This window comes from Bacillus sp. UNCCL81 (assembly GCF_900112535.1).
In the GTDB taxonomy this organism is placed as follows: Bacteria; Bacillota; Bacilli; order Bacillales; family Bacillaceae_G; genus Gottfriedia; species Gottfriedia luciferensis_B.
The window spans coordinates 737,382-752,692 of the sequence record NZ_FOMF01000002.1; the positions used below are offsets into that span (position 1 = coordinate 737,382).

Sequence of the window (15,311 nt, forward strand, 5' to 3'; positions counted from 1 at the left end):
CAATTTCGAATTTTAATAATCTTAAATCTCCACTATTATTTTCTTATAGAAAATTGTTATAATTAACACAATTGCGAATTAAATAAAAAAAGGGGGATACAAATGGAAGAAACAATTAATGCAGTAATAGAAAATGAAAACATTGAGACTTCTACGGTGGTCGAGACAACAGGTAATATTACAAATGAATTTTTTGTACAATCCTTTGAAATGATTCATCATATTAAAACAGATGAAAATATTATAGTAGAGAAAGGTACAAACACCGATAGCATTAAAGATTATGTAAAGAAAGTAACACAAGAAATATTAAAAAAACAGGATAAAAGGTATTTTAAATTCCAAAGTAATACAAGTCAGGTTAAAACACAAATTGATTCCATAATAAATATTGACAATACAATTTCTTCTAATCTTGAACTTAGTAAAAATTCAGCAACAACAATAGCAAAAAGATTATTAGAAAAAGAACGCATAACACAACAACGTTATTCACAAATTACAGAAATCAAAGTAGGCTCTTTAATTCAAACACAAATTAATTATAAAGGGAATCTAATGTATCTGATTACAAAAGTTGAGTTTGAAAATTATATCGAAGCTGATAATTTTAATCCACAAGTAGGACTACCATATGAAAACAAAGCATTAAAAGCATGTCTAATTACTTTTGACGAGGACAAAAATGTTGATGAAATTTTCGTTACCGATAGCAACAACAAAATCTCTAGTTATTGGGTAAAAGATTTTTTAGAAATTGAAGAGTGTAATTCAAATGAAAGTAATACAAAAAAATCATTCGAAGCAATTGATCATTTCATAAATAAAAATATAAAACCCGTTTCTCCTCAAGATTATCAAATTTTTAGGAATAATCTTGTTGGCTATTACAGAACACAGGAAAATTTTTCATTCGAAAATATGATAAATAATGTGTTTGGAGTTAATCCGCCTCTTGAAGAGAATTTAAATATGGAAAATATAAAAACAAAACTGAAAGAACTTACAACAAAAAATCATTTTGATACTTCATTTATTATTGTTCCAAAAGAAATTACTGCTAAAATTAGAAAGATAATAAAAATTAGCCCTAAAATTGAACTGAAATTAATTGATCATGTTGAAAATATGACCGACTCTATATTTTCTACTAAAAATGATAATCAGGAAATGTTAATCTGTATAAAAACAACTGATGAAAAGGTATTTAATCAATTTAAATTCCAAAATAATTGATATAATTCTTAAGATTTCAATTTAGAATAAAATTAGACATAAAGGGGGGTTAAATATTTTAGTACTCACAAAGCTAATCGAGACATTTTTAAATGGATTAAATTATAAAATTAATCATCAAACTGAAAATTTCATAGCCTATAATCTAGAAATTAAAATTCTCGATTTACAGCTCCCTTCATTAGAACAATTACATAGTTTCATTGATTTCTTTCCTTCTGATGATACAGTTATACTGGATATTATTATGGATGGATCCGATCCAATATCACTAAATAGTAATTTGCAAAATTTTGTTGATTTCTTGTCTGATTTAAATGACAAATTTGCATTTAAGGAGTCAGATAGTAACTTTTCATTGACATTAACCATTAATAAATCTAAAAATCGACATAAAATACATATATATTCTATATCGATTTTTATAACATTTCTTCAAAGCTTGAGCTTAGTAAATATGCTTGATCATTTTAATTCTTTATTAACTAATAATGACTTTATCTTATTTAAAATCCTAGATAATGGATTTAAACAAGAATTTTTCAGTTCAAGCATAATATTTTCTTCAAATGATTTTACCTATGAAAATTCAAATATTAATAGAGAAAAGATAATTAATAAGCGTAATGAATCTGTTCATTTAATTAGTTCTTCAAATTATTATTTATTACCTCAGGATTTTCACTTAAAGTCTCGGAGCGATTGTGAAGATTTAAATACTATATTTGACAAATTAAATTACATTACATTAATTAGTTTTATAGCTAATTCAATTGAATTTAAGAACGAAGAACTTTTATTTAAAATCAAAGGATATAAACACATTGATTTTAAATTCAACTATAATTCTACTGAATTTAATAGTCTTGAAACACTTTTTAAAATTTATCTTTGGATTTATTCTGAGGAACAAATCGAAGACAAAATTGGGCTTACACAAAATATTTTGTCCTTAAATATTTCAATTAATGAAAATAAAATTGATTTAGACGATAATTCCTACAACTCAATACTATCAAGTTACTCAGTGTATTTAAAAGAAAATGTAGAAAGTTACATTGAAATAAAAAACAAAATTTCAGAGTTCTTATTAGATTTATCTATTAGAGTTAGTGATTTAGTCAATAGCTTTGCAAATTCGTTAAAAACAAATTCATTTCTTTTTTTTACATATTTTATTTCTATTTTTGTATTCAATGCTTTATCAAGTGGTAAACTCAAAAATATTTTCACAAAGGATATTACATATACTGCATATGCTTTAATATTAATTTCTTTTATGTATTTAATTGCTTCATATTATCAATCTAGAATTGAACAAAAACGCTTTATTGAACAATTCAAGAGAATCAAAGGAATGTATAAAGATTTATTAGATGATAATGATTTAGATTCAATTTTTAATAATGAACTCCTTACAAAAGATATAGAGTATCATTAAAATAAAGTAGTAGTTTATTCAGTAGTTTGGTTTTTAGAAATTCTTATCGTTTTTCTAGTAGTATCAGCTTTAAAAATTTAATTGAATAACCTAAAAAAGGAAGAGCTACTTATTGCTCTTCCTTTCTCCAATTATTTTTTTCATTTAAGAATTCAAATTGTTTTTCTTTGATAGACCGTAGTTCAACTAAAATCGGTATATCTCCTTGACTTTCGATTGCACTCATACAAATAAATTTACTTAATGTAGATTTTCCAGTTCCAGCCTGATCAAATATTATTTGATGATTAAAATCATTAAAAAATTTTGCATTGTATTTATCGACACGTTCTTCAATTCGATGACCTCGTTGATATTCACTATATGAAATTAAAGTTAATGGTACATAAATATCTTTTAATCCTATTTATAATTTTTTAATGCAATTGTAGGAATATCATTATAGCTATCTATACTACGTTCAAAGTAATCAATAAAATAATTTGCATATTTAAAATTGCTTTCGCTTATTTTATTGCCTTTCAAATTTTTAAATATAGTAATAATTTTTTGAGTACCCCAGTTTAGCGTTTCCTTAACCAGGGTAGGTAGAATAGCGTTTATAATTATTTTCTCATTCAAAAGACTTTCCTCCTAGATAAAATTACAGATAATTAAAATTATAAAAAAAAGTATTCAAAGTGAATACTTTTTTCAACATTAATTACACATCACTTTTATTGTTTGGAGTTCATTCAATTTTTCTTTCGAAATATCTTTTTCACTTACATTCTTTTGATTCTCCACTTCAATTACTAGAATTACCTTTTGGAACACATACGCTTCACAAAAGCTATGGTTACAATTTTTATCAGCAAACAAAAGATGTTACCATGCTTCAAGAAATCTTCTGTCATAATAATGGAAATAGATTATTATTCTGTCTTTATTACTTTATAATCTGCATTGAACAACACAAAAATAATGACGTTTATCTAGACATATGCTTAAATGAAGGTAACAAAATTACTAGTTTTATTTTGTATCATTAATTTAAGAAAATGAAAAATATCCCTTTTCATTTTTGTATTATTCCTATTTTGAAACTTTCTGATACTCATATTGAGTGAATCCGTGAATTTCAAATAATTCATCTAAACGAGTTTAGAGGAATCTCCTAGCTGTATCGGTGATCTGCAGGTGTGACTTTTGAGCATGAATCATGGAAATCTCACCAATTGGTTTAGAGGGATTATTTTCAGTACTCGGATATACCTAATGTTTTAATTGAGTAACTAAATCAATCATTGTAATCCCGTTATATACAGGTGAGTCTAAAAATTTACCATCATAAAGTTCAATATAATAAGGATATTCAATCATCCATTCCTCGAATTCTTTTTGATTACTACCATTCTTGCCAAGTGCAACCTACGATAAGCAAAATGGAGCCGTTTCGTTCATTATGACTAAACTGCCATTTACTTCAAAAAAAAAACGAGCTGCTAGCAACTCGTAAACTTCAACTAATGCATGCTTTAGTTACATAAGGAGTCATATCTTTCATTTGTAGGATGACATAAATTTATCTTCCAAATCAAAAAGAGTTATTCCTGTTGTTTTCTCGAAACTTTCCTCAAATTTCCCTGTTGAGTTAGTTAAATTTATTATTTCTTTTATAATTCCTTCTCCATAGTTATCTACAAGATATTTTATAGCGAAGTAACTTTCCATATATACATTTGTGCCATCTTGAAATCTTGCTGTTTGCCACTGTTCCCCATCATATAATGAATCAAAAGATACTACTTTGAAATTGGAAGGCTCTACGATTGTTTTATCATTTCCGATATATTCAGATATACCTTCGTTAAACCATAATGGGTAAGCTGAGGCACCAGCTTTTGAATCTGCTACCATTTGACTAAATATATAATGAGTGTACTCATGTAAGATAGACTTTTGAAAGAAATATAGTGATGTTTCGTTTCTTTCTAAAATCGATTCTATATCGTCGTACTTTATTGCTATTAATTTGTCAAAATCCGAATAAAACCCTGACACATCAATAAGACCACTTAACTCCTGTAACTCTTTTTTATCTTTAAATACGATTAGATCAACAGGCTTTACTTCTACTGTTCCAAAGACTTTTTTGTTTTTATTGATCGCCCAATCTAATGTTTCGTTCGTTATTGGAATGAGTTCTGAAAAATCATTTGGATAATAAATAGTAATATTATGATATTTTTCTTTTAATCTATTTTCTTTTAATGCCTTTTCAGTTTTACCCTCAAAATTCGCAGTCAGAAACATTCTAATCGATTGAATATAAGGTATGTTTTCATGAGTTTTTTTCTCCAAAGTTTTGTGAATAAAAACACCCACACCAATGACAAATAAAACTAAAATAAGTATTATGCTTGATAAAGTGATACTGAAAGTTTTAATAAGTTTTTTCATTTTGCAAAACCTCGTAAGTTTCAGGGATAATAGTATTAATAAATGTAAGAATATTCCCATTTTACCATTAAATTTAAATAACCTGCACTAGATTTTCGTTAATTATAACGAATTACCTAGCTTTTCTTATGCAACTAACCTGCCATTTAGTTACATAAGGTCCACTTACCGAAAAAGAATTCTACACTTTCTAAACATAAAGAAAACCACCTATAAAAGGTGGCTCAAATATACTTCCGATGAATATTCTTTCCATCATAACTAAACAACACAGACTTATTCTCAATATTCGTCTCCAAATGAACCCCTCTGCCCCACAGCTGATGAATATAAGGCATAACCTTCTCAACATACTTCACATCAAGTTCCATATGTTCATAAGAATGCTTCAAATAAAGCTCACCATTTTTTAAATAATCTCCTTCCTGAACTACAATATAAGGGAATCCTCCATTTACTCGACTAACTACAAGTTGATCTCGCACATTCTCCCATGCTTTATCGGTAACTTTATATTCCTTACCTTGTCGCTGGAATAAGTACATATCTTCTTTCATTACGAGGTCTTTAGTTAAATAGTTTCGAATAAATGAGCTGTCAGACTCTAATTCTCGAACTTCAAACATTTTTTCCCTACCGCTGCCAGGCTTAAAACCTAATTCTCTCATTTCTTTCGTAGGATTATTATATCGCTCTTCAATATCTTCAAACATTCTTAGTCCTAAATAATACGGGTTAATGCTTGTTTTTGACGGCTGAACTACTCCTGCATTAAGCTTTGCGTATTCAATTGCTTCATTTGAATCGAGATTTAGTTCACGCATAATTCTTATATGCCAATAACTTGCCCAGCCTTGTTTCTCTCAAAGATCTTCAGTTAATAACCTATTTAAACTTAAAACTACAGCTTTGCCTCGTATAGTTATATTTTTCTTGACCACTGCCAACTATTACATTTTGTTCCAGTAATTCATTGCTTGTTTATTAAAGCATTCTTCGAATGCTGAACTATTCCTGCGTTAAGTTGTTTATGTAAAATTAAGCTCTATTATCCAAACAAATAATTCTTATCTTTATGTATTCAAGTTCAGATTTGTTAAGGTCCATTAATAAAATGGCCTTGTAATTTTTGGTATTCAAAAGGGCTGTCCCATATGTCAGTTAAACTACTTATGGGACAGCCCTTTAAACATACAACACATTTTTTATAAAATGGTTCTTAATAATTATTTTGGTATATTTCAGTTAATAATTTAGTTATCACTCTATCACCAATAATTCCCAAAGGATTCTTTATTTTAAGGGCCTCATCCTCTGGTATAATAATACAATTTGCTATTTCCTCATCACTCACGCCAATACTCATGTAGTATTTATCCATAAATCTTGTTGAATAAGGTATTACCTTTAATTCATCTTGTGTAAACACTGAGTATGAATATTCACTAACTAATTTCCAAAAATAATTTCGAATAGCATGATAGCCAGTATTTGCTATCATTATAAATTTTTTCTGTTCAATTAGTTTGAATATATCATCAACTGAAAGTTGCTTCGTTGAAAAAGAATCAATATAAGCAATTAATATATCTGAGTACTTGTCCTCTTTTATATTCCCACTAATGACCAAACCATAAGAATACCTCTCTATATCTTCTAAGAATATCTCATATACTTGTCCAATATATATTTCATTATGATATTTCGGAAGTTTTTTTGATTTTATTTTAACGTCAGTAAATATTAATCCATTATTTTTTCGTTGGTCATAATTCAATGAGTTTAATATTACATTTTGTAATAAATTTATCTTTTCATCTCCTTCTACTAAAGTTAATAATTGTTGAATTTTTTTACTTAGTTCACTTACTACAGTTTTATCCATAATATTCACTCCTCAGAGAATTATCTAAATGATCTATATACACCTCTTGAAGCCCGCATATAAGTTGAGTAATTCTTGTTCTTTTTTGAAATTGGCCTAATTTTATTTCTTAATTTGGCCTTCCCACCATTTTTCAAGTAAAGCCGATGCTCTAATCCTCTGGCTTCCTTGTAACTTAAACCTGATTTAACCACATTAAATGTAGCATTAGGATGATTTTTTTTATGTGCATTTTTTCTGCTTTTTGTATTTTTTGTCCTTCCAACATAAACTACTTTACCATCTTCTACTAAAGTATAAACACTATGGTTTCTTTTTTTACTTACTTTTTTAGGCCAGTACTTGTCAGGATGTTGTTTCATATCCCAAATTGTACAACCTATTTGAAATGCAGTTTCACCACGCTCGTGTGCACCGTAGTTATATCTCGCTCGATCACCATCAGGATCCGTAAGCATAACTGGATTATTATCACCATAAGTATAACCATTCTGAGTTATCGAGTCATCATCATCGCCAGGATGAGGATCAAGAGATAAGAATACACCCTGTTCTGGATTATAATATCTTGCCATTAGGTAATACATTTTTAACTCTTTATCGAAAATGTAGCCAGCATAACCGTAAGGGTTCTCAGCTGCTAAACCTGCTCCAGTGGATGTTAATACATTCCCCCATGCATCATAGGAATAAGTTACAACAACATTTTTATTATCATCAGATAAAGCAATAACATCTCCATGAGCGTTGTAATGATAATAGAATGTTTGTCCCTGAGTTTTCATTGAAAGGCGTTCGCCACTCTCTGAATACACATATGAACGTAAAATATTTCCACTACTATCTGATTCATATAAAACATTATTACTATCACCATCATAGAAGTAATTTATTATAGTTCCATTTAGTGTCTTCTTCGTGCGACGTCCTTGATCATCATATTCATATGTGACAAATGGATCAGTCTCTGATTTTTTTGTAACCGATATTAATTGTCCAAAAGTATTCCACTTATAATTATAATTATTATCAGATTTTCTATTTCCATCAAGGTCATAATAAATATCATCGTTTCCGTATTTAATTAGTTGATTCTCATCATTAAATTCAGAAATTGTTTCAGAAACATTTCCGCTTTTTGTCACTTTTATTGACTTACGATTTCCGAATCCATCATAAATATACTCTTTTAGAGTACCATCAGGGTATTCTTCTGATTTAAGTTGGTCTAATGAATCATAGGTATAAACAATAGATTGACTATTTGGCAAAAGAATTTTTTTACGATTTCCATTTTCATCATATTCGTAAGATTCTTTTAACAAAGTATTACCATTATCTAAAGTTATATTTAAAGAATCAACTAGATTACGATTATTATAATAATAATTTGAAACAGTATTGTTTCCAGAAAAATAAGAACGCACATTTCCAAGTTCATCATAATTATAGAAATAACTACTAGTTCCATTCGTTACTTTCGTATTCTGGTCTAAACTATTATAAGTGAAACTTGTGCTATCAATTACCACTTCATTTCTTGAATATGAAGTACTGGATAATTTATCTGAATTAGATGGATAAATCCATGTCTGATCTGTACTTCCTTTAGTTTGGCTAATAACACGGTTTTTTGTATCATAGAAACTAGATGTAACTTCCCCACTTTTTTCGTTTTTTACAGTCAATTGGTTTCCATTTTTATCATAATCATAACTAAAAGATAGCTCGTTATTTGAGGATACAGTTTTTACATTTCCTACTTTGTCATATGTTTTTGAGATTATTGAACCACTCGGTAGAGTAGTTTCAGTTAATTGATCTTTATCATCATATTTATTAGTAGTAATGTCACCCAAAGGTCCCTTTGTTGTAGTTAAATTGCCATTATCGTCATATTCATAATGATAATTTTGATCTTTACCAAAATTGCTAATTTGCTTATCTTTTAAGGTACCATCTAAATTGTAATCATATTGAATAATAGTGGTGTTATTATTTAAGAAAACTTTGTGAAGTTGGTTACCGTTATCGTACTCGTATGATTTAGTAATTCCCTTAGCATCAGTTTCTACTGTCTTGTTTCCGTACGTATCATATTGGAATGAGGTTACATTATTATCTGCATCTGTGCTGGTTTCAAGATAATCACCGTTATAGTAAGTTGAATTCGTTAAATATTTACCTTCAATTAATCTTATCCCATCAAACCAAGCAGTCCCTGTGAAATTCCCACCAAACACGATAGATAAGTCAACACTTGATACAGGTTTTGAGGCATTGATTTCTTTATATGCTCTATTCCATTCATTTGTACCATCTAAGAAACTAGCAGTTATTGTTGAACTCGTCCCATCAGTATAACGAATAACAGATTTTAAAGCATATTTAGTAGAATCTTTCGTACCATTTACAAGTACATTTGCTGATTTTGACATTCCAGTGATTGCTAGAGCAATTGGTTTATCATTTGATTTCTGACCGATTAAAACTGTTTGCTTATATTCATTTGTAGCAGCTGTAGAACTTGAACGAACTATTTTTAAAGAATTATCTTCTTCAAATTGCTCTACTGTATCATTTGTTCCGCCAGTACCGGTCCAACTAGTAACTCCATTCTCAAATCCTGCGTTTTCCACAGGATTATAAATCGATTGCACTTCTGATTTTTCTAGTTGAACATTGTCAAGCCATGCATCCCCAGTTCCTGCTAATGTATAATGATCAATTTCTAAGAATATTCCTATTTTAGTTGTACCCGAAGGCGTTTTAAATGTAAATTGTCTATTCGTCCAATTTTGAGCCCCTTTTAACTGACTAGAACGATTATCAATTGAACTAATTTTGGTTCCACTTGCATTATAGAAATAAATATTATAAAACGCATTCGAATCGGTTAAGTTAGTTTTAATGTCACTACTTATCGTATAAGAAGTATTTTCTTTAATATTATTCACATTTTGGTATGCATAGATAAATCCCATCTGGCTTGGGCTAGTTGATATTGTTGATAGTTTAATAGATTTATTACCCTTAATTCCACCAGATCCAATGGTATCACTAACCATTGTGCCATTATCATTCGATTTTACAACTGTCCAGCCAGTAATTCCATTCTCAAAACTACTATTTGTTAACAAATTTGTTCCCGAACTTAAATCGTCGCTAGATTCTAACACATTTCCATATTGATCAAATTTAGAGTATCCCGCGACTGTATTTCCTTGGTCAATCTCTGAAATGGCATCCTGATTATCATATGTTGTTGTGAAATTTTTATTTTCAGTATCTGTATATGAAGTAACGTCATTGTTACTATTATATTTATAGTCCTCAGTACCGTAACTAGTAGTCGATTTTGTTACATTACCCTTTGCATCATAAACATTTGATTCAGTTGGTGTTTGTGAATTAGAGTCATTAGGATCAAATGACTTAGTTAAGTTATTTCCTTCGTACTCAGTTTTAGTGGTAATATTTAACCCACCAAGATCTTCAATGACTGATGATGGATTTCCATCTAAGTTATACCAAAACTGATTCTTCGTACCATCAGGTTCAGTAACCGTTAAATTACGATTAGTAATATCATAGTTTAATTGATAATCATGCCCTAATTCATCTTGTACATTTGATACACGGTCACCCATATAATTTATTAAAGATGATACAGAATGGCCTTCAGTTTCAACTGGAGAATGAATCTTTTCCAATTGACTTAAAGCATTGTAATCATACTTAGTTACTTCGCCATTAGTACCAGTAACCTGTGTTAAATTATTATTTTCATCATAGTCGTATTTTAATAATCTACTTGCTGGTAATGAAATAGACTTAATTAATCCATTCTGTACATCAAAATCAAGTTTGCGACCAGATGAATCTGTAATTGATTTTAAGTTTCCATCTGTATCATAGCTATAAGTTGTAGCAACCTTATATCCGTCCTCAACTTTGATTACTTTTCCAGTTGTTTTGTCAAAAGTTGTAACTGTTTGATCTGTATCCTCAAGTGTAAAATTTGTACCATTATCTTTTAATGTCAAATAAACTCCAGTAGGCGCATCATATGCTGTACCATTTTTAACAAATGTCAATAATGTCCCATCTTCATCAACATATTGTACATTATTCCCATCAACTGTTAATGAAATATCTAAATTACTTTGCCACCCATTTCCAAATAACCCAGAACTTTTAGAGTTGCTATTATAGGTTCTATCAATAGATATACCCGGCCCTTTGCCACCTATTGAGAAATCATTATCTGTTGTAATAAAGTTACCAGTCGAACTATTTACTTGACCTCCTGGTATGGAAGCGTAAGACCAATAATCTTCTAAACCTAACATTTGAACTTGTTGACCAATAACGGTTCTATAATATGTTGAAGAAAATACTGTTTCTCCATTTCCATCATAAGCACTAACCCTAAAATAGTAATATGGGCTTGTAGCATAAGTTGTACCATTCTTTGCATAAAGTTTAAATGGTTCAAGTGGTAAATCTTGTCCACCATAGAATGGATCTGTTGCTTGCTTAGGATGGTGAAGATTTTTGACACCAGAATCAATTTCAGCTTGTGTTGGCCAGATTCCTTTATTTTGTGTAGTCCAATAATCTGTGTCTCCTACATCGTATGACTCATAGTCTTTCCCATTGTAAACCCATACTTTATAACCTGTCGCTCCAGTGATTTTTTTCCAATTTAAGTTCACATAGCCAGTTTGACTATCTGTAGCATTTGTATATGCTCTTCCAGTTGGGGGAGCTGGAACTAATAAATCAGGAACTGTTGGTCCAAAATACGTAGGTGAATAGACGGATTCCCCCAATGAGTTAACTGCACTAACCCTTATATAATATCGCTTAGAAGTTGCATAAGTCGTTCCAGCGTTTGCATAAGTTTTTGATGGGTCCACAGGTAATTCTGCGCCTAAACTATCACTTAAATGTAATCCGTATTTCCCTGCGTTAATCTCAGTTTGAGTTGGCCAATATTTCTTCCCTTTTGTTGACCACGAAGTAACGTTTCCTACATTTACAGATTCATAAGTTTTTCCATTAAAAAGCCATATATTATAGCTTGTAGCCCCAGGTATCGAATTCCACTTAAAATCAATATATCCTGTTCCGTTTCCATTTGAGTATGATGTTCCCGTCGGAGGAGCAGGTACCTGTAAATCTGGAATTGTTGGTGTAAACGGGTTAGACATTACACTTTCACCCAACGGATAGATTGCCGAAATACGGAACCAGTAGTTTTTATTTGTAGGATATGCTCCTCCTGATGCTTTATAAAGGTATGAAGGATCAAGAGGTAATTCTTGACCGCCTGAATTTGCGGTATGATATAAAGCTCTTCGCCCACTTGTTACAGATGATGCAGTTGGCCAAATATTCTTATCCTTAGTAGTAAAACTTGTTGCGGTTCCTACAGGAAATTTTTCATAATCTGTTCCATTATAAATCCACACATTATATCCAGTCGCACCAGGAATTGGGTCCCAATCTAAACTTACATAACCAGTACCATTTCCAGATGAAAAAGCTGTTCCTTTTGGTACTACAGGTGTTGGAATTGTGTAATTAACAGATAAATATGGATTATTATTTGAGTTTGAAGTAGATACAATCTTTTTCCAGTAAGATTGACCATTTCCGTTTGTGTGTAATTTTAGACCATAATTAGTTAAAGTTCCCTGTTGCCAACTTTTAACTGTTCCAGTGATATCAAAACTGGCCCAAGAATTCGCTGTTACTGTGTCTTTTCCTAAATTCGTTGAACTTGGTTTAGTGTTCCAAGTAACTGAAGAATTTGACCATGACTGTGTTATTCGATCTAACCATAAATCAGTTGCACTCGAAGAGGCACTATGAGTGACATATGCATTAAACGTTGCACTTGTAACAGTTAAACCATCAATTTCAGGTAATGGCTGATTTAAAAATGCATAGCATGTACCTGTTGTACTGTCATAATAACCTACTTTTAAGATATATTCTCCTAGTCCAGAATCCCATTTTGAAGAAGTACTAGAATAATTGGTTGTAGGATAAGCACTCATTACGAATGAATCAGATGAATCCGTTACGGATGTAGTGGGATCTATAAAAATAGGAAACACTCTATCAGGACTAGCTAACCATTCTTTATCAGCATTCAAAGTTAATATATAACCATCTTCTGTTTCTTTAATGTCATAATTTACTTTGTCTGATGTCACCGCATCACCAGAACCCTCATTATAGTTAGAATCTGACATAAAGGGTTTCGGTAATTCGAAAATCTTTTTATCATTTTTATCTTTCATTTGAATGTTGCCAGCTTCATCAATCGAAGCTTTTAAGTCTGTTTGGATCTTAAATGTAAAAATATGATACCCATCATATTTGTGTAGGACTAGATCTTCTTTTGTATTTTGATTAAATGTATAGTTTTGTAAATCAATTTGTGGAAAAATCCCATTGTGAACAATTTTATTACTATTTTCAACAAAAGTTGCTTCAACATCACTAGCGTCTAATGTTGTTTTGTTTTCTCCTGAAGCATGCAAAATTGATAAAGACATAGAATGCCCTTTATTTGAAAAATTTGCATATTTTCCATTATCCATTTTTTGAAGAAATTCTGTATCAATAGCAGTATTTTCAGTTGTAACAATATTTGTTTTCAATTCATCTTCTTTTAAATCTGGAGAAATATCTTCAAATGTTTTCTCTCCAGATTCTTTTGTATGAATTGGTTCAAAATATATCTTCTCAGTATATTTTCCATTTCCATTATAAAAAGTTTTCGTATTCTCAGTACGTTCTTCTACTATTTCACCTGTTTGTTGTTCTGTTGGCGCTTCCATAGAAGTTTTTATATTACTTGCATATGCATTTTTTGCAGGTATCAAATATTCTTTATTTGATCCATTATCATCTACTTTTACATCTAATTCAGTTGCTAAAATCTTAATTGGTAATGAGCTCAGAATAAAAACAACAAGAACTAGTCTTGTTAATATTCTCAGAGTATAATTCTTCATGTCACTCTTCTCCTGGTGTAATTTTTATTTATAATATATAAGTGCAAAAAATCTAGGTTAACTTATAATCAACCGACTCCCCTATAATGATTTTTAAACCTTTTTCATTATATTTTTTTTAATATTTTTAATACAACAGTAATAATTTAACAGAAATGAATGTAATTCTTTGAAAACCATTAACACCAGTGTTCTAGAAGAAATATTAGTAAAATAGAAATATATGTAATTTCTTTCTAACTAGTATTCATATGAAATAAATATGATTAAAACGAGTAAATCAAAATTTAATATTATTTTAATTTTTATATAAAGTTAATATTCCTTCATTTTATAATTTGTTTTATGAAACTATTAGATATGATAAGTTGGGCATATATTTTTAGAATATATTCTTATCTAATTACAAAAAAGCACAAAAAAACTCCCTTGTTTAACCAATTACCCAATTAAATAAGAGAGTTCTTTACATACTGAATTTTATCTATCCTTGATGGATCTTACATTTTATTGCTTCCAATAATTGAAATTCAAATATACTTCCGATGAATATTCTTCCCATCATAACTAAACAACACAGACTTATTCTCAATATTCGTCTCTAAATGAACTCCTCTACCCCACAACTGATGTATATACGGCATTACCTTTTCAACATACTTCACATCAAGTTCCATATGTTCATAAGAATGCTTCAAATAAAGCTCCCCATTTTTTAAATAATCCCCTTCTTGAACTACAATATAAGGGAATCCCCCATTTACTCGACTAACTACGAGTTGATCTCTTACATTTTCCCATGCCTTATCCGTAACTTTATACTCCTTACCTTGTCGCTGGAAGAGATACATATCTTCACGCATGACAAGATCTTTCGTTAAGTAGTTTCGTATAAATGAACTATCAGACTCTAACTCTCGTACTTCAAACATTTTTTCTCGACCGCTGCCAGGTTTAACACCTAATTCTCTCATTTCTTTCGTAGGATTATTATATCGCTCTTCAATATCTTCAAACATTCTTAGTCCTAAATAATACGGGTTAATGCTTGTTTTTGATGGCTGAACCACTCCTGCATTAAGCTTTGCGTATTCAATCGCTTCATTTGAATCAAGATTTAGTTCACGCATAATTCTTATATGCCAATAACTTGCCCAGCCTTGTTTCTCTTAAAGATCTTCTTTTTTATAAAAATTCACCATTCCTTATTCAACATAATGGCAGTTTAGTTGAACAAGATTAACTAGATAATCTATGAAAAAAACGAAAATGC

At 30.0% G+C, this 15,311-nt stretch carries 6 protein-coding genes and 2 pseudogenes; 2 read left to right on the forward strand and 6 right to left on the reverse strand.

Features of this window, described 5'->3' with window-relative positions:
- Positions 1 to 102 precede the first annotated feature (102 nt).
- Together BM319_RS03660 and BM319_RS03665 are read left to right on the forward strand one after the other, a co-directional pair.
- A complete protein-coding gene (locus BM319_RS03660; RefSeq protein WP_091021335.1) occupies positions 103 to 1,236 on the forward strand; it encodes a nucleoid-associated protein in 1,134 nt (377 codons plus the stop codon).
- A gap of 247 nt (positions 1,237 to 1,483) precedes the next feature.
- Positions 1,484 to 2,677 carry a hypothetical protein gene (locus BM319_RS03665; protein ID WP_091021336.1) on the forward strand — a complete coding sequence of 398 codons (1,194 nt, stop codon included), beginning with the start codon at positions 1,484 to 1,486 and terminating at the stop codon, positions 2,675 to 2,677.
- A 402-nt stretch (positions 2,678 to 3,079) separates the two neighbouring features.
- On the opposite strand, the gene BM319_RS03670 is transcribed toward BM319_RS03665, so the two are convergent.
- The 6 genes and pseudogenes from BM319_RS03670 to BM319_RS03700 form a co-directional block, all read right to left on the reverse strand.
- Positions 3,080 to 3,298, reverse strand: a complete 219-nt coding sequence (locus tag BM319_RS03670; protein WP_091021337.1) for a hypothetical protein — start codon at positions 3,296 to 3,298, stop codon at positions 3,080 to 3,082.
- A gap of 921 nt (positions 3,299 to 4,219) precedes the next feature.
- Entirely contained in the window at positions 4,220 to 5,119 is a 900-nt protein-coding gene (locus BM319_RS03680) for a peptidase MA family metallohydrolase (RefSeq protein ID WP_175495545.1), read from the reverse strand.
- Positions 5,120 to 5,343: 224 nt separating this feature from the next.
- Positions 5,344 to 5,976: pseudogene (locus tag BM319_RS03685) on the reverse strand (SpoVR family protein); the annotation flags it as partial.
- A 362-nt stretch (positions 5,977 to 6,338) separates the two neighbouring features.
- Complete coding sequence (locus BM319_RS03690) at positions 6,339 to 7,004, reverse strand: hypothetical protein (protein WP_091021339.1); 666 nt, start codon at positions 7,002 to 7,004, stop codon at positions 6,339 to 6,341.
- A gap of 20 nt (positions 7,005 to 7,024) precedes the next feature.
- Complete coding sequence (locus BM319_RS03695) at positions 7,025 to 14,038, reverse strand: DNRLRE domain-containing protein (RefSeq protein ID WP_091021340.1); 7,014 nt, start codon at positions 14,036 to 14,038, stop codon at positions 7,025 to 7,027.
- A 530-nt stretch (positions 14,039 to 14,568) separates the two neighbouring features.
- Positions 14,569 to 15,201, reverse strand: a pseudogene (locus BM319_RS03700) (SpoVR family protein); the annotation flags it as partial.
- Between the last annotated feature and the right edge of the window lie 110 nt (positions 15,202 to 15,311).